Origin of the sequence: Streptomyces sp. NPDC052020, assembly GCF_040680575.1 — a bacterium.
In the GTDB taxonomy this organism is placed as follows: Bacteria; Actinomycetota; Actinomycetes; order Streptomycetales; family Streptomycetaceae; genus Streptomyces.
Genome location: NZ_JBFAWY010000047.1, coordinates 1 through 18,326 on the forward strand (window position 1 = coordinate 1; position 18,326 = coordinate 18,326).

20 protein-coding genes are annotated in these 18,326 nt (G+C 71.8%); 6 read left to right on the forward strand and 14 right to left on the reverse strand.

The window, feature by feature from the left end; genetic code table 11:
* Positions 1-125: 125 nt before the first annotated feature.
* Positions 126-1,013 carry an AraC family transcriptional regulator gene (locus AB0L74_RS31190; protein ID WP_365659793.1) on the reverse strand — a complete coding sequence of 296 codons (888 nt, stop codon included), beginning with the start codon at positions 1,011-1,013 and terminating at the stop codon, positions 126-128.
* 388 nt (positions 1,014-1,401) lie between these two features.
* Between AB0L74_RS31190 and AB0L74_RS31195 the strand changes: the two genes are divergently transcribed.
* A complete protein-coding gene (locus AB0L74_RS31195) occupies positions 1,402-2,292 on the forward strand; it encodes an SDR family oxidoreductase (protein ID WP_365659796.1) in 891 nt (296 codons plus the stop codon).
* Positions 2,293-2,408: 116 nt separating this feature from the next.
* Here the strand turns inward: AB0L74_RS31195 and AB0L74_RS31200 are convergent, their stop codons facing one another.
* Both AB0L74_RS31200 and AB0L74_RS31205 read right to left on the reverse strand, forming a co-directional pair.
* The gene (locus AB0L74_RS31200; protein WP_365659798.1) at positions 2,409-2,759 is read right to left on the reverse strand and encodes a hypothetical protein; all 351 of its coding nucleotides are present in this window, start codon (positions 2,757-2,759) and stop codon (positions 2,409-2,411) included.
* 160 nt (positions 2,760-2,919) lie between these two features.
* Complete coding sequence (locus tag AB0L74_RS31205; RefSeq protein WP_365659801.1) at positions 2,920-3,648, reverse strand: GAF and ANTAR domain-containing protein; 729 nt, start codon at positions 3,646-3,648, stop codon at positions 2,920-2,922.
* A 245-nt stretch (positions 3,649-3,893) separates the two neighbouring features.
* On the opposite strand from AB0L74_RS31205, the gene AB0L74_RS31210 reads away from it, so the two are divergent.
* Positions 3,894-4,079: a hypothetical protein gene (locus AB0L74_RS31210; RefSeq protein WP_365659804.1), complete on the forward strand. Its 186-nt coding sequence runs from the start codon at positions 3,894-3,896 to the stop codon at positions 4,077-4,079.
* Positions 4,080-4,330: 251 nt separating this feature from the next.
* Here AB0L74_RS31210 and AB0L74_RS31215 read toward each other — a convergent pair whose 3' ends face one another.
* The 5 genes from AB0L74_RS31215 to AB0L74_RS31235 form a co-directional block, all read right to left on the reverse strand.
* Positions 4,331-5,188 carry an MBL fold metallo-hydrolase gene (locus AB0L74_RS31215; RefSeq protein WP_365659807.1) on the reverse strand — a complete coding sequence of 286 codons (858 nt, stop codon included), beginning with the start codon at positions 5,186-5,188 and terminating at the stop codon, positions 4,331-4,333.
* A 69-nt stretch (positions 5,189-5,257) separates the two neighbouring features.
* Positions 5,258-6,427 (reverse strand): zinc-dependent alcohol dehydrogenase, encoded by a 1,170-nt coding sequence (locus AB0L74_RS31220; protein WP_365659810.1) that lies wholly within the window; start codon positions 6,425-6,427, stop codon positions 5,258-5,260.
* Positions 6,424-6,894, reverse strand: a complete 471-nt coding sequence (locus tag AB0L74_RS31225) for a hypothetical protein (RefSeq protein ID WP_365659813.1) — start codon at positions 6,892-6,894, stop codon at positions 6,424-6,426. The genes AB0L74_RS31220 and AB0L74_RS31225 overlap by 4 nt, the downstream gene beginning before the upstream one ends.
* Positions 6,895-7,099: 205 nt before the next feature.
* Positions 7,100-7,249: a hypothetical protein gene (locus AB0L74_RS31230; RefSeq protein WP_365659816.1), complete on the reverse strand. Its 150-nt coding sequence runs from the start codon at positions 7,247-7,249 to the stop codon at positions 7,100-7,102.
* A gap of 308 nt (positions 7,250-7,557) precedes the next feature.
* Complete coding sequence (locus tag AB0L74_RS31235; RefSeq protein ID WP_365659819.1) at positions 7,558-8,781, reverse strand: hypothetical protein; 1,224 nt, start codon at positions 8,779-8,781, stop codon at positions 7,558-7,560.
* A 448-nt stretch (positions 8,782-9,229) separates the two neighbouring features.
* On the opposite strand from AB0L74_RS31235, the gene AB0L74_RS31240 reads away from it, so the two are divergent.
* The gene (locus AB0L74_RS31240; RefSeq protein ID WP_365659822.1) at positions 9,230-9,550 is read left to right on the forward strand and encodes a hypothetical protein; all 321 of its coding nucleotides are present in this window, start codon (positions 9,230-9,232) and stop codon (positions 9,548-9,550) included.
* Between the two features lie 144 nt (positions 9,551-9,694).
* Here AB0L74_RS31240 and AB0L74_RS31245 read toward each other — a convergent pair whose 3' ends face one another.
* Both AB0L74_RS31245 and AB0L74_RS31250 read right to left on the reverse strand, forming a co-directional pair.
* Positions 9,695-10,195 (reverse strand): hypothetical protein, encoded by a 501-nt coding sequence (locus AB0L74_RS31245; protein WP_365659825.1) that lies wholly within the window; start codon positions 10,193-10,195, stop codon positions 9,695-9,697.
* A gap of 383 nt (positions 10,196-10,578) precedes the next feature.
* The gene (locus AB0L74_RS31250) at positions 10,579-11,115 is read right to left on the reverse strand and encodes a DUF4232 domain-containing protein (protein WP_365659828.1); all 537 of its coding nucleotides are present in this window, start codon (positions 11,113-11,115) and stop codon (positions 10,579-10,581) included.
* A gap of 361 nt (positions 11,116-11,476) precedes the next feature.
* Here AB0L74_RS31250 and AB0L74_RS31255 point away from each other — a divergent pair, with 361 nt between their 5' ends.
* Both AB0L74_RS31255 and AB0L74_RS31260 read left to right on the forward strand, forming a co-directional pair.
* Complete coding sequence (locus tag AB0L74_RS31255; protein ID WP_365659831.1) at positions 11,477-12,448, forward strand: ABC transporter ATP-binding protein; 972 nt, start codon at positions 11,477-11,479, stop codon at positions 12,446-12,448.
* On the forward strand, positions 12,445-13,296 hold the full coding sequence (locus AB0L74_RS31260) for an ABC transporter permease (protein WP_365659833.1): 852 nt from the start codon (positions 12,445-12,447) through the stop codon (positions 13,294-13,296). The genes AB0L74_RS31255 and AB0L74_RS31260 overlap by 4 nt, the downstream gene beginning before the upstream one ends.
* Positions 13,297-13,440: 144 nt before the next feature.
* On the opposite strand, the gene AB0L74_RS31265 is transcribed toward AB0L74_RS31260, so the two are convergent.
* Positions 13,441-14,307: an RNA polymerase sigma-70 factor gene (locus AB0L74_RS31265; protein ID WP_365659918.1), complete on the reverse strand. Its 867-nt coding sequence runs from the start codon at positions 14,305-14,307 to the stop codon at positions 13,441-13,443.
* Between the two features lie 254 nt (positions 14,308-14,561).
* On the opposite strand from AB0L74_RS31265, the gene AB0L74_RS31270 reads away from it, so the two are divergent.
* Positions 14,562-15,041, forward strand: coding sequence for a carboxymuconolactone decarboxylase family protein (locus tag AB0L74_RS31270; RefSeq protein WP_365659835.1), 480 nt, complete (start codon positions 14,562-14,564; stop codon positions 15,039-15,041).
* Positions 15,042-15,188: 147 nt separating this feature from the next.
* On the opposite strand, the gene AB0L74_RS31275 is transcribed toward AB0L74_RS31270, so the two are convergent.
* The 3 genes from AB0L74_RS31275 to AB0L74_RS31285 form a co-directional block, all read right to left on the reverse strand.
* Positions 15,189-15,788: a GNAT family N-acetyltransferase gene (locus AB0L74_RS31275; protein WP_365659838.1), complete on the reverse strand. Its 600-nt coding sequence runs from the start codon at positions 15,786-15,788 to the stop codon at positions 15,189-15,191.
* 30 nt (positions 15,789-15,818) lie between these two features.
* Positions 15,819-17,345 (reverse strand): carboxylesterase family protein, encoded by a 1,527-nt coding sequence (locus tag AB0L74_RS31280; RefSeq protein WP_365659841.1) that lies wholly within the window; start codon positions 17,343-17,345, stop codon positions 15,819-15,821.
* 229 nt (positions 17,346-17,574) lie between these two features.
* Positions 17,575-18,237, reverse strand: coding sequence for a maleylpyruvate isomerase N-terminal domain-containing protein (locus AB0L74_RS31285; protein ID WP_365659845.1), 663 nt, complete (start codon positions 18,235-18,237; stop codon positions 17,575-17,577).
* Positions 18,238-18,326 lie beyond the last annotated feature (89 nt).

Here is an 18,326-nt window from a genome sequence, read left to right on the forward strand (position 1 = left end):
GCACTCCCGCCCGTCCACCCACCGACGACCCCGCGGAAGAAGCCCCCATGACCCTCCTGACCATCCACCACCACCCCACCCACAACACCACCCCCTCTACTCCCCCTACTCCCCACGAATACAGCTCAGCCCTGCTCGCGCTCCACCGGAAGCCACAACTCGGCGTCGGCTTCGGTCCCGTCCGGTGACAGGCGAGTCCGCAGGATCTCCGGACCGAGGCGGCTGCGGTACGGGTTCGCGGGGAACCACTCGGTGAATACGTCCCGCCACATCAGCTGAATGGCCTGCGGCGCGGGCCCCGAGGTGGTGAAGACCGCCCAGGTTCCTGCCGATACCGGCAGGACCGTCGTGCCCTCGGGTGCGGGAGCGGGTGCGGGTGCGGACGTGATGACGCCGTGGTAGTAGTCGAGTTCGGTGCCTTCGGCACGGCTCGGGTCCAGGTCGTCGCAGACCGCGACGATGCCCTGCGGCTCCTGGTCCGACAACTTCTGCAAGCCCTTCAAGCCCTCCAGGACCTGCGAGTCGATCCCGCGGACGAAGTCCATGATCGCCTGGTTGGGCCCGGTGTGCACCAGAGGCACCCTTGCCTTGAGGCCGACGACGCTGAAGTCCGGCCTGTTCACAACGCGATATCGCATGCTGCTGCTCCCTTCGAGAGTGAGGCGGAAGGTCAGCCGGGGCTGGGAGACGAGCGCGGCACCGGTGCGGCGGGCCTCTCCCGGCCCTACACCGTGCAGAGCGCGGAACGCGCGTGCGAACGCCTCTCCCGAGCCGTAGCCGTAGCGGAGCGCGATCTCCAGCAGCCTCTCGTCACCCGCGAGCACCTCGGCACCCGCGACGGTGAGCCGTCGCCGCCGGACGTACTCCGACAGCGGCATGCCCGCGAGTGCGGAGAACATCCGACGCAGGTGGTACTCCGAGGTGGCCGCGATGCGCGCCAGCTCCGCCGCGTCGATGGACTGGTCGAGATGGCGCTCGATGTGTTCCATGGCCTGGTTGAGCCGCTCCAGCACGCCCCGGTCCCCTTCCTTCTTGTGACCACCACGCTAGGTGGCGCGCCCCCTGTCGCACCCGACATGCTGTGCCCGGTCCTGTCGGGTGCGTGGCGGGGCGGACGGTGAGCGGACGCCGAGGCATCCCGCGTGCCCCCCAGCTCGCCGGCCCGCCGGTCGTACCCGACGCCCCGCCCCGCCGGTCGTACCCGACGCCCGACGGCCGGTCGCGCCCGACGGAGCGTCCGCCTGCCTGGCTGGACCGGGCGCCTGCTCGCCGACCGGCCGCGGAGGTGCCTCGCCCGCTGACCGGGCGGGCCGTCCGGGGGCAGGGCTGAGGAGCTTTTCATCCGGCGTGATCAGGGAACCCGGTCGTCCGCCCGGATCACTCAAGAGACAGGAGGCCGACGTGGCGGACGACCAGCACACACAGCAGGATCCCACCACTCAGCACCCCCGCCCCGACTTCCCGCAGCAGGACCAGGCGCATCCGGGCTGGACCGGGCCGATGGACCCGCCGCCCGACCACGGTGAGGACTCCTACCGGGGCTCGGGCCGTCTGGAGGGCCGCAAGGCGGTCATCACGGGCGGGGATTCCGGCATCGGCCGTGCGGTGGCCCTGGCCTTCGCCCGTGAGGGCGCCGACGTGCTGTTCACCCACCTCGACGCGGAGGAGGGCGAGGCACGGGAGACGGCACGCCTGGTGGAGGACGCGGGCCGCAAGGCGGTGGCCGTCTCCTGCGACATCCGGGAGGAGGACAACTGCCGGGCGCTGATCGAGCGGGCCGTCGCGGAATTCGGGCGTATCGACGTCCTGGTGAACAACGCCGCCTACCAGATGGCACAGCCGGACGGCATCGAGGCGATCACGACCGAGCAGTTCGACCGGGTGATGCGGACGAACCTCTACGGCATGTTCTGGCTGACGAAGTTCGCCCTGCCGCACATGGGCCGGGGTGCGAGCGTCATCAATTCGACTTCGGTGCAGGCGTACCAGCCGAGCCCGCATCTGCTCGACTACGCGATGACGAAGGGCGCGATCGTCACGTTCACCCAGGGGCTCGCCCAGATGGTCGCCGAACGCGGGATCCGCGTGAACGCGGTGGCGCCGGGTCCGGTGTGGACGCCGCTCATTCCCTCGACGTTGCCGGACACGGCGGAGTTCGGCAAGCAGAGTCCGCTGGGCCGGCCGGCCCAGCCGGCCGAGCTGGCCCCCGCGTACGTCTACCTGGCCTCCCAGGAGGCGAGCTTCGTCACCGCGGAGATCCTCAACGCGACCGGCGGGACGCCACTGCCCTGACGTTCGCCGGTCCGCTGCGGCGTCGGCACGCGGGCGAGGGCGGTCCCGGCCCCCGGTGGACGGACAGTCCGCGCGGGGGCCGGGACCGCCCTCGCCGTGACGGGGGCGCGGTCCGCTCAGGCCGCCGGGGTGAAGCAGGCGGCGACGGCCGCGTCTCTCCGGGTGTGGAGGGTCAGACGGGAGCAGGCCGCGTCGGCGTCGCTCTCCAGCAGACGCCGCAGCCGGGCGCTCCGCGTGACGACGGACATCGTCACGCCCTGGCGGCCGCACAGCTGGTGGGCACGGAGCACGGCGCTGACGGTGGCGATGCTCGCGGCCCGGTCGGTGAGGTCGATGACGACCGGTGTGGGGGCATGGGCTTCGATCAGGTGGGCTATCTGGGTGGACAGCGCGGCCCGCCCGTCGATTCCCGGGTCCCGGCCCACCGTGATGACCAGAACGCCGTGCTCGAGGGTGTGCGTCAGCATCGCAGTCTCCGATCCGAGGCCATGTGGGGTTGGGTGCCCAGTCAACGTGCCCCGTACTGGATGTGGCATGCACCGGGTTCCGCCGAGGAAACGGAGGCTCGCATCGGCACCGCTCGGCTCCCTCACCGTTCGTGTACGCCCGCGCGGCGCGACCGTAGCGTCAGGAGCCGGGGCCCATGTCGGGAGGGCTGGGCGGCCGGCCGGTGAGGTTGGTGATGAGTTCCGTGCACAAGTCGCGGAGCTTGACGTTGCGGTGCTGGGAGGCGGTCCGCAGGATGGCGAAGGCCTCGTCGGCGGTGCAGCGGCGCTGGCCCATGATCACCCCGAGAGCCTGGTCGATGACACTGCGCGACTTCATCGCGGTCCGCATCTGGTCGGCGAACTCCTGGGTGGCGAACATGCGCTGAGCCAGCGCGACACCGCCCGTGGCCTGGGCGGCCAGTGAGCGCACGGCGTCCAGACCGAGGTTGTGGAACGCGTCGGGCGCGGTGGCGTAGAGGTTGAGAGCTCCCGCGGTGGGGGTCCGCGCGGCGATCGGCAGGGAGAGGGAGGAGCGGATACCGCAGGCCGCGGCGTAGGCGGGGTAGTCGCCCCAGCGTTCCTCGCTCAGCATGTCGTGCACGACGATCTCCTGGCCGGTGCGCAGGGAGCGCAGGCACGGGCCGTCGTTCTGGCCGTACTGCTTCTCGTCGAGCTTCGGCGCCGGCGGGCCCGCGCTCGCCACCGTCAGGGGACGCCCGTCGCGTTCCAGGGTCACCCCGGTGCCCTCCACGCCGGCCACCTCCAGGGCGGCCTCGGCGAGAGACTGCAAGAAGTCCTCCAGTGACTCGGTCTCGAGAAGCCACTGGGTGATCTCGGTGCTCCTGTCGTACACGTGGTCAGCGCTCACCGCTCCGCCCTTCGCGGGGCACGGGCCCCCGTGGTCGGCGTCATGTCGTGTGTGGTGCCGGCGGGGGCGACGGGGGTTCGGGGGAGCGGCGCGGCCGCGGCCGTTGCCGGCACCCTCGCCGTCACCCCACCGGCGCGGCATTCACCACCTATGTCCCACCCTACACACGTGTGCGCTTGACACTGAGGCGATCGGATACACGGGGGTGAGGGGGACGGACGGGCTCGACCATGGAAGGAACCGACATGACCAGTCCGCACGAGGACAAGCTGTCCCACCCGCTGGAGCAGGTCACGGGCGAAAAGGATGTGCACCCGGAAGAGGAAGAGGAAGGGACGCCGCGCCGGGAGCGGGCGGCCCGGAGCGAGGACGAGCGCCCCGGCCCCGGCCGTCATACGCGGGAAGGCTCCTCTCGGGAAGAATCTCCGTGAGGGCTTGCGCCACCGACCAGGATGCCGCCCGGCTCGAGGGCCGCGGCGGCGTTCTTCGCAGTCCTCCGCTCCCGGCCCGGTACGGCACCCGGCACCGGCTCCGGCGGTGAAGGGCGCAACCGAGCCGGTTCGTGGGCGTGGGGTGCGTCGAGAGAGGTGCCGGCCGGCGCGAAAGGCGGTACGGGCTTCACGGGGTGACCGCTGACCGCCTTCGCCGCGAAGAGGCCGGCCGGCTACCCACGCGACCACGGTCAGACCACCACCGGCACGGCTCCGGGGCCGCAGGCCAGACGGGCACGCTGACCGTGGCGGCAGTGGATGATCCGGTCGCCCAGCCCGATCCTGCCGGCCTCGGCGAGGAACTCGGCCAGCGGGGAGCGCATCACCGTGTAGTCGCCGTAGTGCACGGGCAGAAGGAGGCGGGGGTCGAGGCGCCGCGCGAGTTCCGCGCCCTGCGCGCCGTCCATGGTGACGAGGAAGCCCCCGGGGAGCCGGGTGCCGCCCAGGTGGAGGACGGCGAGGTCGGCGGCCGGGAAGCGGGCGGCGATCTCATCGAGGCCGTCGTAGACCAGGGTGTCCCCCGAGATGTACAGCCGCAGTCCGACCGGGCCGCCGGACGGGCCGAATTCCAGCATGCTCCCCATCACCGGCGGCAGCAGTCCCCGCAGCAGTCTGTGACCGGCGTGCCGGCCCGGCAGGGCCGTGATCTTCACCTGCGACCCGCCGCGCCGCAGCGTGAGCGCCTGCCAGGTGCGCAATCCCGCCGTGCGGTGGAAGCCGTGCACCACCTTCAGCCGGCGCGCGGCGTGCGGTGTGGTGAGGATCGGCACCGTGCGGTCCAGCCGCCGTCGGGCCCTGCGGTCCCAGTGGTCGCCGTGCAGGTGCGACAGCACGATGCCGTCGAGCCGGGGGAGCTCGTCCACGTCGACGGCCGGTTCCGTCAGGCGCCGGCTGAGCAGTCCGTATCCCAGGTAGGCGTACTGCCCGCGGTGCAGGAAGTTCGGGTCGGTGAGGAGGCTGATCCGCCCGTACCGCAGGAGCACGGTGGCGTTGCCGATGAAATGGACATCGAGCGCGTCGTCGCCCGCCGTTTCCGTGTTCGGTGGCATCGTTTCCTCCTCCGGACGGCGAAGCGCCCCCCTGCCGGCCTTCTGAATCGGGGTCCCGGGACAGCACGCCTAGGGCCGGATGACGGTGCGGACGCAGCCGTCGGTCTTGTGCTTGAACATGTCGTACGCCTTCGGAGCCTGGTCGAGGGGCACGGTGTGGGTGGCCAGGTGTGCGGTCTGAAGTTCACCGGAGGCCAGGCGTTCCAGCAGCATGGGGATGTACCGCTGGCCGTGCATCTGCGCCCCGCGTACGGTCAGCCCCTTGTTGATCACGGCGCCGAGCGGGAACTTGTCGACGGCGCCGGCGAAGACGCCCAGGATGAAGACGGTGCCGGCCTTGCGGCAGGCGTGAATGGCCTGGCGCACCGCGGTGGGCCGGTCGCTCTGCATCCGCAGCTGCTGTTTGGCCTGGTCGTACAGGTGCATGGGGCCGTCGCTGTGGGCCTCCATGCCCACCGCCTCGATGCACACGTCCGGGCCGCGTCCGCCGGTGCGCTCGCGCAGCTCGGCGGCGACGTTGGTGGTCGTGTAGTCGATGGTCTCGCAGCCCGCGTACCGCTCGGCCATGGCCAGCCGCTCGGGGATGCGGTCGATGGCGATGACCCGTTCCGCGCCGAGCAGGCTCGCCGCGCGGGCCGCCATCTGCCCCACCGCGCCGCAGCCCCAGACGGCGACGACGTCGCCGGGTCCGACGCCGGCGAGGTCGGCGCCCATCCATCCGGTGGGCACCGAGTCGGAGACGAAGAGGGCGCTGACGTCGTCGATCCCGTCGGGGACGCGGAAGGCGCCGTAATCGGCGAAGGGGACCCGGACGTACTCGGCGTGGCTGCCGCGCAGGCCGCCCATGGCGTGCGAGTAGCCGAAGATGCCGGCCGTCTCGTAGCCGAACAGGGCCTGTCCGATGCCCGGGTTGGTGTTGGTGTTGTCGCACAGGGACCACAGGTCGTTCGCGCAGTACCAGCAGCGCCCGCACCCCACGAACGAGCAGACGACGACGCGGTCGCCCACCTGGTGGCGGCGTACGCCGGGGCCGGTCTCCACGACCTCCCCGACGAATTCGTGCCCGATGACGTCTCCGGCGCGCATGGCCGGGATGTACCCGCCGATGAGGTGCAGGTCCGAACCGCAGGTCGTGCCCGCGACGAGCCGCACGATCATGTCCTGGTCGTTGTGGAGCTCGGGGTCGGGGACGTTCTCGACGGACAGCTTGTTCACGCCCTGCCAGCACAGCGCCTTCACAGCACTCCCTCCCCGCCGGAACGACGGCTGATCAGCCCGAGCAGTTTGCCGGCCGGGGTCGGGCGGGTCGTCGGCGGTGTGTCGGCATGGAGGACTTCCCCGGCCTCCAGTACGGCCTTGGCCTCGCGCAGCGCGCGCCGCAGTTCTTGACGGGGGTCCTGGCCGGACAGCCGCGCGGGCACTGAGGACGACCGTTCCCGTACCTCTCGATCCGCCGGCCGTACGGCCAGCTCCGTGCCCCGGTCGCCGGGTGCGGGCCGGATGCGTACGTCGATCGACTCGCCGAACCGGTCCAGGGGCGGGGGCGGCTTCTCGCCGGACCCGACCTCGTCGACCGGCCGGTTGACCGTCACGGTCAGCCACCGGTCGTCGGGCCGCCCGTCGGAACGCGAACCGGCGGGCCAGGCCCTCCGTGCCGCGACGACGCCCGCGCCGACCACCGGCACCGTCCACCACGTCTTCTTCATGCAGCCGCCTCCGCTCCGGCACGCGACCCTCGCCGTCCCGCGGCGGGTTTCCTCCCCGGGGAGGCTCAAACGACGGCAGGGCACGAAGAGCCGCGGCCGGTGGGCGGCGCGCGGTCCTGGTCGCGCCCAGTACCGCGCGGAAGCGCACGCCGGCGAGAAGGACGTGCACAAGCTCGCGGAACACCTGGTCCGGCACGCGATCGGCTCACCCGGCGAACGCCCTTTCCGGACCCGCGAGCGGATCGCCGTGGTCGATGCGCCGGCCCGAGGGCTGCTCGCCCTCGGCGACCTCGACACGGACGGCGTCCAGGCCGTGCGGCTCGGTCACGAGGAACTGGCACGCGGGCTGCGCCACCGGGCTTCCGCGCCGGACGGGCTGTCGCGGCCGGCGCCCGGCTCTGCCTCGGCTCCGCGGCGGAGTGGGCCTGCCTGCCAGAGGACGTGACCGGGCACGGAGGCGAACCGGACATCCCGGACTTCCGGCCGGCGCCGGCCTCCCCGTCTCCACCCCCGTCGATCAGGCACTGTCCGGTTACGACCGGATGCCGCCGGACCCCGAACGCGGACGTGCCCGGACCTGCCCGCGCGCCCTGGTGCACCGAGTGGGCGGCGTTCGATGTTCGTCACATCCCGGGAACACGCCCACCGGGACAGAGATGTCTGTCAGCCCAGGCTGCGTGCGAAGACGTCAGTACGGCCGTTGGTGTCGCCGGGCACAAGATTGTCCGCGCCGCTGTCGAAGGACACGGTGCGCCCGGAGGCGTCGGCGCTGAGGAAGCCTGCCCCTGCGTTGGACTGCGTCCCGTCGTCGGCGACATCGACCCGTTGTACGTCACCGGTGCGCAGGTTTCGCACGAAGGCGTCGGCCATGCCGTTGGTGTCGCCCGGCACCAGGTTGGAGGCGGTGGAGGTGAAGACCGCGTAGCGGTTGTCGGCGCTGAGGTGGGGGCGGCTGGTGCCGGAGTCGTCGTTCGGCTCGGAGCCGTCGTGGGCCGCGGCGAGACGCCGGGTGACACCGGTGGTCAGGTCCCTGGCGAAGTGGTCCCTCGCGCCGTTGGTGTCGCCCGGCACCAGGTTCGCGTACGGGGAGGAGAAGAGCGCGTAGCGTCCGTCCGGGCTGAGACCGACATCGCCGTTGAGCGCCGTCTCCTCGCCGTCGAGGTCCACCACCGCCGGTGTGGTCCGGCCGGTCCGGGTGTCATGGACGTAGAAGTACCGGGACCGCGGGCGTTTCAGATCCGTCCCGGGCTCCTCCGCGCCGGTGCCGGCGCCGAGGCGTCGCGCACTCGTGAAGGCGATCCTGGTCCCGTCCGCGCTGATCGCCTCGCTCGCGGACCGGCCCGTGCCCTCGGTGCCGTCAGTGGCGACGCTCACGCGCCGGGTGGTCTTCTTCCACCGGTCGTGGACGAAGGCGTCCGACTCGCCGTTGGTGTCCCCGGCCACCAGGTCGGAGCGGCTGGAGGTGAAGGCCACATAGCGTCCGTCGGGGCTGATGAACGGGGCGTAGGTGAAGCTTCCCTCGGGACCGGGCCCGATGAGCGTCTCCGTGCGCCCGGTCCGGCGGTCGCGGATGAAGACGTCCTCGCTGTCGGGGGTGTCCCCCGGAACCAGGTCGCCGTCAAGCGAGTCGAACGCGACGTACCGTCCGTTCCCGCTGATCGAGAACGCGATGGAGGAGACGTCGGCCTGGGTTTCGTCGCTCGCCACGTTGATCCGCTCGATCGCTCCCGTCCGCCGGTCCTTGACGAAGACGTCGTTGACGCCGTTGGTGTCGCCCGGCACCAGATTCGCCGACCAGGAGTCGAAGGCGACATACCGCCCGTTCGCGCTGATCCGGGGAGTTCCCGAGTCGGAATCCCCGCCAGTCCCGTCGACCGCGGTACTCACCAGACTGGTGCGTGGCCGGCGCCCTTCACCCGCGGCTTCCGCCGAGGTCATGGGCAGCGCCGTCGCGCAGCTCCCTAATATCGCCGCCACGGCGGCAGCCCGCCTCACACACCGCATCTCTCCCCCTCGCGACACAGCCCATGGCCCCGGACGCGCGAGGCCGGGGACAGCTAATACCGCGCAACGCGGAGGGTCAACGGCGTGGGCACGAAGGGATTCGGCTGTCCGTGGTACGGGGACAGGGCAGCAGGCTTGATCGACTGGGACCGCGCGCCGCTCATCCGGCGCCGGGCGGCGTCCCGTCCGGGTCGCGTTCGACTCGGCGGAGACGGTGGCCGGCTGACGCTTCATCCTTTGCGGTGGCCTTGCTGGTGCGGTGCCAACTCCGGGGCGGGTCTCGTCGTTGGCGGAACACGCGTGTCCACAGACGGAACAGGAGGAAAACGGCATGGCCGATGTCGCCAGGAGTGCTGTGATCGTTGCGGGTTCGGTGGTTGGTCTGGTGGCTTCCGCTGTCGCCGGGGCTGGCGGCGCCGCAGCCACGACGATCATCGGCGCGGGCAACAGCGCGAGCGGCAACCGCTGTCTCAACGTGGAGGAATCGAACGCTCCCCGGGGGGTGACCGGGCGGACGGACGGCGTCGTCACCGCGACGTTGGCGGCGGTGCCGTTTTCCGCGCCTGCCAACCAGTGCGGTGACCTGGGCCTGCCGAAGGAGGACAAGGCCGACCAGCCGGAAGAGAACGCTCATGTCGACGTGGCGGAGTGATCTGGGGATCGCCGACCTCGCCGACCCGGTCGCCCTCGTGATGCCGAGATCCCGGGCCGGAACTGACCGCCACCCCGCGGTTCGCGGAGCCGCGAGCGGCCAGACGCCGTGGCTCCGGAAGACCGCGACCGGGATCTGATCCGCCTACGAGCCGGGAGGCAGCAGACTGCGGGTCAGGGTGAAGGCGGCTGTGGCCGTGGACAGGAGGGCGTTGATCCTTCCGAGGATGCGGCCCGCCCCGTCGGCGTCCTGCGCGTCGACGGCCGAGGCCAGGTCGTCGGCGTACTCCCGCGCCCGCACCGCCTCATCGGACGTCGCGGTGGCCGCGTCCGCGCGCAGCGCGTCGATCAGCCGCTGGTGGGGAATGTCAGACGCGTTCGCTCGGTTGCCGTGACCGCCGTGGGCCACGGCTTGAGGGCTGTGGACGTTTGCCACGACGAAGCCACCCGACGCAGAGGAGATGTGCACTCCTTCGCCTCCCATCCATATGAACCTGCGCTCGTACTCGGACCAGCCCTTGCGCGTCACGCTGTACTCGCCGAACCGCCAACCACTGATCCTGATCATTTTGTGCTTGAGCGGCTCGGCCAGGATGAGCATGGCGTCCGCCCGGTTCCATCCCCGCTGAGCGAAATAGTCCGTCATCACCACGTTCGGTCCTGGACCCACTGCCCGTCGGCAGATCTCGCGGAACGCCTGCCCCTGATACGACTCCAGCTGGCCGGGATCTAGCGACGGCTCCGGGAGTCCCCTCCGGTGCACAGCCCCGCGGATCCGGACGAACAGCCCGTAGGCCGACCAGCAGAGCAGAGTAATCAGCACAACGTGCCCGAGCGTCACATCCTCGCCCATCACTGTCCCCCGTCGACCTCAATTCCCCCTATTTTAAATTTATTTGGCGCCTCGTGAAGAACCCGCACCAGCCACCTCACACCACTTCGCCCTGCCGCATGCGGCAGGGCGAAGTCATCAGACCCCGGATGAACCGACAGGCCCTGCGGGGCGGGGCCCGGCGGTGGACCGGCTGATCAGTCGGTGTAGGGCACGGCGTCGGCGGGGTCGGTGTGCCAGTTGGTGGCCACCGGCTTGTCGACCAGGACGGGCTCGGAGAGTCGGAAGGCGACGGCATCGGCCTCGTATCCGGCGACGGCGACGATGAGCTGGCTGAACTGCCTGCCGTCGTTGGTGTTGGTGCTCTTGGGGCTGATCCCGGCGTAGGCGGCGGTGGAGCCGGAAAGCTTGATGGTCTCGCTCACGCCCTGCTCGAGGGGGGTCACGTGGGTGTCGGCGGCGGAGCCGAAACCGGCGGAGGGGAAGGTGCCTTCCAGGTAGCAGGTGATGCCGGGCAGGGCCTTGGCGGTGATGAGGAAGTAGCCGCCGGCCTCCTTCTGCGGGCTGAGCGTGAACGACAGGTCGTTGGTGCCGCAGGCCTGTCCCACGTCGCTCTTGCGCACGATGTCGCCGCTGGCGGCGAGGGCGGTCGCGGCGGTCGTGGTGGTCAGGGCCGCGGCGGCGGCGACGGTGACGGCCAGGCGGGCGGAGCGGGGAGCAAGACGTGAACGCATGGGAAACCTCCGTGCGGGAACCGGGATCGTCAGCGGGTCGCTGAGACGGCCCCAGCCTGTGCGGTGATCCGTCCCACCCGCCACCACCCACCGGCATCCCGGGACGCTGGAACGCGGAGACAGCCGCTGAACAGCACAAACACCGACCGTCTGGAACGGGCGCCTGGAACGGAAGAACGAACGGCACCAGCACGAGGCACCTGAGCCGTTCGGTAGTGTGTTCGCCGGGGAGGGCCTGAACGAGTGCTGCCAGGCGGCACCGGCATCCGCGAGCCGTAGACACGTCCGATGGCCACGGACGCAGGACTGCCTTCGGCCCCTGATCCCAGAGGACGGACCACGAGATGGACGGGGGACACCGATGACGACCGCTCACGCTCTGTCCGGGGTGGGGAGCAGCCCGCCGCCAGAGAGCGACACGGTCATCGACGTACGGGATCTGCGGATGCGCTACCGCAGCCAGGACGTCCTGAAGGGGGTCGGCTTCACGGCCCGGCGAGGCGAAGTCGTCGTACTGCTCGGCCCGAACGGCGCGGGCAAGACGACCACGATCGAGGTCTTGGAAGGCTTCCGGATGCGCTCGGCCGGTGAGGTGACCGTCCTCGGCACCGATCCGGCTCGCGGGGACGAGCGGTGGCGTGCGCGCCTGGGCATCGTGTTGCAGTCCTGGCGCGACCACGGCAAGTGGCGGGTGCGGGAACTGCTGGCCCATCTCGGCTCGTACTACGTGCCGTACTCCACCGCCCTCGTACGGCGGCCATGGGACGTCGACGAGCTGATCGCCGCCGTGGGGCTGACCGAGCAGGCGGACAAGCGCGTGGGGACCCTGTCGGGCGGGCAGCGCAGGCGTTTCGACGTCGCCGTCGGCATCGTGGGCAGGCCCGAGCTGCTGTTCCTGGACGAGCCGACGGCAGGTCTCGACCCGGAGGCCAGGAACGAGTTCCACGGCCTGGTACGCGGACTCGCGGACGAGAACACCACCGTTCTGCTGACCACACACGACCTCGCCGAGGCGGAGAAGCTCGCCGACCGGATCCTCATCCTGGCCGGTGGCCGGATCGTGGCCGATGGCGCGGCCGAGGAGCTGTCCCGGCAGGCGTCGGCCGAGGCCACCGTGCGCTGGAACCGGGACGGTCGGTCCTTCGAGCAGGCGACGGCCGAACCCACCCGGTTCGTCCGTCGCCTGTTCGAGAAACACGGCGAGGCGATCGGCGGGCTGGAAGTACGCCGGGCGAGCCTGGAAGAGACCTATCTCACGATGGTGCGCGAGTGGGAGGCGAAGGACGCCCCCGGCGAACGGCCGGCACCCGCTTTCGGGGAGGAATCGCGATGAGTCCGGTGTGGTACGCGGCTGGGATAGGGGTGCGTCGCGGCTGGACGGAACTCCGGCAGACCCTCACCTCCGGCCAGGACGTGTTCGGGTATGTCCTCTGGACGGTTCTGCTCATCGTGCCGCTGTTCCTGGTCAGGGACGAATCGCTGAAGGGCGCCGGCATCTCGGCCGGCGCGTTCATGCTGCCGAGCATGCTGGGGATGACGCTCGCCTTCACCGGGATGATGACCACGGCGCAGTTGCTCGCGACCGAGCGTGAGGACGGCACCTTGCTGCGGGCCAAGGCCGTGCCTCACGGCATGGTCGGCCACCTGGTCGGAAAGATCATCCTGGTGTCGGGGACGGCGCTCGTCTCCATGGCACTCCCCTTCGCCGTGGGCGTGTTCCTCGTGGACGGGGTTGCCCGGCAGGGCGGCGAAGCGTTGCTGACGCTGGTGTGGGTGGTGCCGCTGGGTCTCCTGGCAACCCTGCCGATGGGCGCCGTCATCGGCTCACTCGTCGACAGTCCGCGCACCATCGGGTTGCTGATGCTCCCGGTGATGGGACTCGTCGTGATCTCCGGGATCTACTTCCCTCTGTCGAAGCTGCCCGAGTGGTTGCAGACCGTCGGGCAGATCTTCCCCGTGTACTGGCTCGGCCTCGGTCTGCGGGCCGCGCTGCTGCCGGCCGAAGCGGTCGCCGCCGAGATCGGTGAATCCTGGCGGCATCTGGAGACAGCGGGCGTACTGGGTGCCTGGGCGGTCGCCGGGCTGCTCCTCGCACCGTCCGTCCTGCGCAGGATGGCCCGCCGCGAGTCCGGTGCCGCCATGGCGGAACGGCACCGGAAGGCGATGCAGCGGATCGGTTAGTGATGTCCCGGACGATCACCTGATCGCTGGTCAGGCCGCGCCGGGCAGGGGGCGTCCGGTCCGGCGGGACCTGTGTGTCCTGCCGGAACCCGCCGAGAACGGCGGCGGCCGGCCGGCGGCCCGCCCGGCAAAGCGGTCTACGGCTCAGCGGCTCACCGTGGTCTCGCGGTCGACGCGTGACAGCTTCTCGGGATTGCGCACGGCGTAGAGCCCGGTGATGAGGCCGTCGTCGATGCGCACCGCCAGGACGGTGTCGACCTTGCCGCCCAGCCGGACGGTGAGCGCCGGGTAGCCGTTGACCTGTGCCGGCCGCAGCGACACCGCGGCGTCGATCCCGCCCAGCACGTGGACCACCTTGTCGGCGCCCACGATGGGCGCCAGTGCGGCCTGTACTATCCCGCCACCGTCGGTCAGCAGGACGACGTCTGGCGCGATCATGTCGAGCAGGCGCTGCACATCGCCTGTTTCGACCGCCCCTCGGAACGCCTCGAGGGCACCGCGGGTCTCGGCCGGGGAGACGGTCCCGCGCGGCCGGCGCGCGGCGACGTGGGCCCGTGCCCGGTGCGCGATCTGGCGGACCGCGACCGGGCTCTTGTCGACGGCCCCCGCGATCTCGTCGTATTCCAGATCGAACACTTCGCGCAGCAGGAACACCGCCCGCTCGGTCGGGGCGAGCGTCTCCAGCACCAGCAGCATCGCCATCGAGACGCTGTCGGCCAGTTCGACGTCCTCGGCCACGTCGGGCGCGGTCAGCAGCGGTTCGGGCAGCCAGGGGCCGACGTAGGACTCCTTGCGGCGACGGAGCGTGCGCAGTCGGCCGAGCGCCTGGCGGGTGGTCATCCGGACCAGGTAGGCACGCTGGTCCCGCACCGTGCGGAGGTCGACGCCCGCCCAGCGCAGCCACGTCTCCTGGAGGACGTCCTCGGCGTCGGCGGCGGAGCCGAGCATCTCGTAGGCGACGGTGAACAGCAGGTTGCGGTGGGCGACGAACGCCTCGGTAGCGGCGTCCATACGGCCGTCCCGAGCGCGCGGCCCGGCCGTGTTCTCTGTCCGCTCGCTGTGCTCGCTCATAGCCGGCTCCCGCTGTTCGCTCTCGACCGTGTCACGCACAAGACGCCGGTCCCAGCCGCGCTGTGACACCCATGGCCGGTGTCCTACGTCACATCACCGTGCTGTCACAAGGTGCGGACGGCCGGCATCTCGTGTTCGTCAGGACGCCGCGGACGATCCGCGCGGCAGGCAACTCCACGAGTGAGGACGCGATCATGGAAGCCCGTTTCAACCTGTTCGACAGCCCGACCGCCGCGAAGGTCGCCAAGCGGTTCTACAACGCCTCGTTGCCCCTGGAACAGTCGTCACTCCCGAAGACCCTGCGGGAGCTGGTGGAACTGCGGGTCGGCCAGATCAACGGCTGCGGTTTCTGTGTCGACGTCCACACCAAGGAGGCCGCGGCCGCCGGTGAGACCGCGCTCCGGCTCAGCCTGGTCGCCGCCTGGCGCCACAGCACCGTGTTCACCGAGGCCGAGCGGGCCGCGCTGGCGCTCGCCGAAGAGGGCACCCGGCTCGGCGACCACGGCGTGTCCGACGAGACCTGGGCCGAGGTGCGCAAGCACTACGACGACGACCAGGTCGGTGCGCTGGTCTGCCTGGTCGCCCTGATCAACGCGGCCACCCGGATGAACGTGATCGTGCACAACCCGGGGGGTTCCTACGAGCCCGGCATGTTCGCCGGTATGTCGAGCTGAACGGCCGGCGAAACACGGCCCGGCCGGGCATCGTTCGCTCCGGGTCGGGCCCGCGCGGGTCCGGCCGGCGCGAGGAGAGGCCGGCCGGCCCGCGCGTGCGGGCCCGGCCCCGCGGGGGTCGACTGGCCACCGGGGCGCCGGCCGGCTTCAGCGGCCGGGCTCCCGGAGCATGCACCAGGTGAGGGGGCCGTCGTCGGGCAGGGGGACCTCTGCGGTGACGGTGAACCCGAGACGTTCGTAGAACCGCACGTTGCGCGGGCTGGAGGTCTCCAGGAAGGCGGGGAATCCCGCGCGCTCGGCCGCGTCCAGGCCGGGCCGGAGAACCGCGGCGCCCCGGCCTCCGCCCTGGGCCCGGGGGTCCACCCCGACCGTGGACAGGAACCACACCGGGTCGGCGGGGCGGTGCGGTGCCAGTGCCCGCTCGGCGCTCTCGAAGGCCGCCGCCCGGTCCCCGGCGAGCTCGGCGACCAGGGGTCCGACCTCGGCGAAGGCGGGTGCGGGGTCGTGCTCGGGGGTGGTCCAGGCGGCGACGGCGAGGCAGTCTTCGGTGACCCAGGAGCGGCCGTATTGCATCGCGACGCGGACCAGGAACAGTTCCTGGCAGCGGCGTACCCGTTCCTGGTGGTTCTCGGCGGCAAGGACGTGCCGGGTGAAGGGGTAGTCCGCGAACGCGCGTGCCAGCGTCCGTACACAGCGGGGCACGTCCTCCAGGGTCGCGGGCCGTACGGACGGGGCGGTGACGGGCATGTCGTTTCTCCGGGTGAGGGGCGGCGGGGTTCAGGCGGCGCGGGGTACGGGCGCGCGCAGGTTCTGCCAGAGCAGGCGTTCGTCGGCCGCCGGGTCCTCGGACACGGCGGGGTCACCGGCGCCCAGGCGCATGACGGACCGCCGTCCGGCGTAGGCGGGCCAGTGCGGCAGCACGCCGCCCGCGGTGCCGGGCCGGCCGGTGCGGGCGAAGGTGATCCACGCCTCGCGCAGGGTGTCGGAGAGCCGGCGCGGGGCGCCGGGGCCGGTGAGCGGGCCGGCGAGGTTGCCGAAGACGAAACCGACCTCCGCCATGTGGCAGGCGCCGAGGGCGCCGTCGAGAGCGGGTGAGGGACGCGTGAACTCGTACACGAAGGTGTCCGCACCGTGGGCGGCGCGGGCCTCGGCGACCCGCAGGGCCGGGATCCGGTAGGCGTGGTCGGTCATGGCCGCGGACAGCAGGTCGCCCGGGGTCGCGCCGGGGCGGGCGGCCGCGTACACCTCGTGGGCCTCGGCGGGGTCGAGTCCGAGTCCGGCGAGGAAGCCGTGGAGGACCTGGTCGGTGATCCGCGGGGCGATCCCCAGCGGCACCAGGAAGAGGCGGAACTCGTCGCTGGTGGTGCCGGTGAGCAGGTCGATGTCCCGGCCCGTTCCGTCGGCGAGTGCGTCGACGGGTCGTTCGGGGAGGGAGGCGCCGTCCACGACGGGCAGCACGGTGGTGCCGCCGCCCGCCGATTCGCCCCACCGGCCCGGATCGGCGGCCTGTGCGATCTCGCGGCTCAGGGCCTGGTCGGCGGCGATGAGCCGCTCGGGCGGTACGGCGGCCAGGCCGTCGCGGGTGGGCTCGGTGCCGGCGAGGGCGGCCAGCCGCTCGGTGATCCGGCGGGCGATGTGCGGGGGATGACTGTGGTGCCCGGCGCCGCTCTGGGTGATCGCGCGGCGGAACAGTCCGCGGGCCCGGGGCATGGTCATGAGCGCGGTGATGCCGATGGCGCCGGCGGACTGGCCGAACAGGGTGACGTTGTCCGGGTCGCCGCCGAAGCGGGCGATGTTGTCGCGGATCCATTCCAGTGCGGCGATCTGGTCGAGGAGGCCGAGGTTGGCCGTGCCGTCGTCCAGCAGCAGGAAGCCCTCCGCGCCGAGCCGGTAGTTGAGGGTGACGCACACGACGCCGTCGGCGGCGAGCCGCGCGCCGTCGTAGGAGGGCAGGGAACCGGCCCCGTTGCGGAACGCGCCGCCGTGGATCCAGACCATGACGGGAAGCCGTCCCCCGGCGCGGCCCGGAGCCGGCGTCCACACGTTGAGGTTCAGGCAGTCCTCGCCCGGGTGCGCGGCCTCCTCCAGCAGCCCGGCCATCGCGGGCAGGTAGCCGGGCTGGGGCGCCGAGGGACCGGGGACGAGCGCGTCGCGTACCCCCGTCCAGGGCTGCGGCGCCACGGGGGGCCGCAGCCGTCGCGGGCCGAACGGCGGCGCCGCGTAGGGGATGCCCAGGAACGCCGAGACCTCGCCCTCCCGTCTCCCGCGGATCCGTCCTGCCGTGGTGGGAAGGGTGACGCGCATGGGTCCTCGCAACGATGTCGATCTTTCTCGGCCGATACTCGCCGCGGTCCCGGCGGACGGGCAACCCATTTTCCGGCGCCCCCGGCTGCCGCCACGGGCGGGCGCCCGTCGGCTCCGGCCGCGGGCGAGCGCTCTTCGGCTCCGGCCGCGGGCGCGCCGCTTCGCGGGAAGGGAGCGATGCCCGTGCCGCGGCGTTCCGCCCACCGGCGAGAGCTCGTCTCCTCGGCGGTCAGGACGACCTGCGCCCGAGCGGCTCCCCGTACCAGCGCCAGTGGGTCCGGCGGGGCCGGCCGGGCATCTCGATCCGCCCGGTGGCCCACAGCAAGGTGGACGAGGCGCTGTCGGTGACGGCCACGTCGGGGAACAGCCGCCCCAGAGCGCGCCGGCTCAAGTCCTCGGGCGGCGCCCCGTCGTATCCGAGTCCCCGGGCGATGTCATAGGTGTGGACGAGGGTCTCGACCACGCCCATGGCCGCGAACCCCTCCGGGTCGGAGGCGCCGAAGACATGCGGGGCCAGGGTCGTGGGAACGGCGTTGTCCACGGCGGTCGCGAGCAGCCCGCCGCACGCCTCGACGACGGTCAGCAGCCCGCCGGGCCCCGCCGCTCGGTCACCGAAGACGACGTTGGCCGGCCCGCCGGGGCGTTCGCTGGAGATGCGCAGGGGCACGCGCGGGACATCCATCGGACGCGCCAGCCCGAAGCGCAGCGCATAGGTGAGCAGGTCGTCCGCGAGGTGTTCCAGGGTCTCCCAGCAGGTCCACTCCAGGCCGCCGGCCAGGGCGGACCAGTCATCGGCCGAGGGGGTGGCGGAAAGGGTCCTGACGCAGTGAGCGACGGCCTCGCGCACGTGCGTCCCGCTCACCAGGGCGTCGGTAACATCGGAATTTGCCATTCCAGGAGGCTACTCAAGGGGGCTCGGGCCGCCCGCGGGCGGCCCGGGCAGCCGCCCGCGGGCGGCGCGCGCGTGGCCGGCGACGGTGC

What these genes read in the sequence shown, in the direction of transcription:
- AB0L74_RS31200 (WP_365659798.1), bottom strand. Translation starts at nt 2,759, where the DNA reads ATGCTGACGCACACCCTCGAGCACGGCGTTCTGGTCATCACGGTGGGC.
- AB0L74_RS31275 (WP_365659838.1), bottom strand. Translation starts at nt 15,788, where the DNA reads ATGCCCGTCACCGCCCCGTCCGTACGGCCCGCGACCCTGGAGGACGTG.
- AB0L74_RS31285 (WP_365659845.1), bottom strand. Translation starts at nt 18,237, where the DNA reads ATGGCAAATTCCGATGTTACCGACGCCCTGGTGAGCGGGACGCACGTG.
- AB0L74_RS31270 (WP_365659835.1), top strand. Translation starts at nt 14,562, where the DNA reads ATGGAAGCCCGTTTCAACCTGTTCGACAGCCCGACCGCCGCGAAGGTC.
- AB0L74_RS31215 (WP_365659807.1), bottom strand. Translation starts at nt 5,188, where the DNA reads ATGCCACCGAACACGGAAACGGCGGGCGACGACGCGCTCGATGTCCAT.
- AB0L74_RS31260 (WP_365659833.1), top strand. Translation starts at nt 12,445, where the DNA reads ATGAGTCCGGTGTGGTACGCGGCTGGGATAGGGGTGCGTCGCGGCTGG.
- AB0L74_RS31245 (WP_365659825.1), bottom strand. Translation starts at nt 10,195, where the DNA reads ATGACGGACTATTTCGCTCAGCGGGGATGGAACCGGGCGGACGCCATG.
- AB0L74_RS31240 (WP_365659822.1), top strand. Translation starts at nt 9,230, where the DNA reads ATGGCCGATGTCGCCAGGAGTGCTGTGATCGTTGCGGGTTCGGTGGTT.
- AB0L74_RS31210 (WP_365659804.1), top strand. Translation starts at nt 3,894, where the DNA reads ATGACCAGTCCGCACGAGGACAAGCTGTCCCACCCGCTGGAGCAGGTC.
- AB0L74_RS31250 (WP_365659828.1), bottom strand. Translation starts at nt 11,115, where the DNA reads ATGCGTTCACGTCTTGCTCCCCGCTCCGCCCGCCTGGCCGTCACCGTC.
- AB0L74_RS31265 (WP_365659918.1), bottom strand. Translation starts at nt 14,307, where the DNA reads ATGGACGCCGCTACCGAGGCGTTCGTCGCCCACCGCAACCTGCTGTTC.
- AB0L74_RS31225 (WP_365659813.1), bottom strand. Translation starts at nt 6,894, where the DNA reads ATGAAGAAGACGTGGTGGACGGTGCCGGTGGTCGGCGCGGGCGTCGTC.
- AB0L74_RS31255 (WP_365659831.1), top strand. Translation starts at nt 11,477, where the DNA reads ATGACGACCGCTCACGCTCTGTCCGGGGTGGGGAGCAGCCCGCCGCCA.
- AB0L74_RS31280 (WP_365659841.1), bottom strand. Translation starts at nt 17,345, where the DNA reads ATGCGCGTCACCCTTCCCACCACGGCAGGACGGATCCGCGGGAGACGG.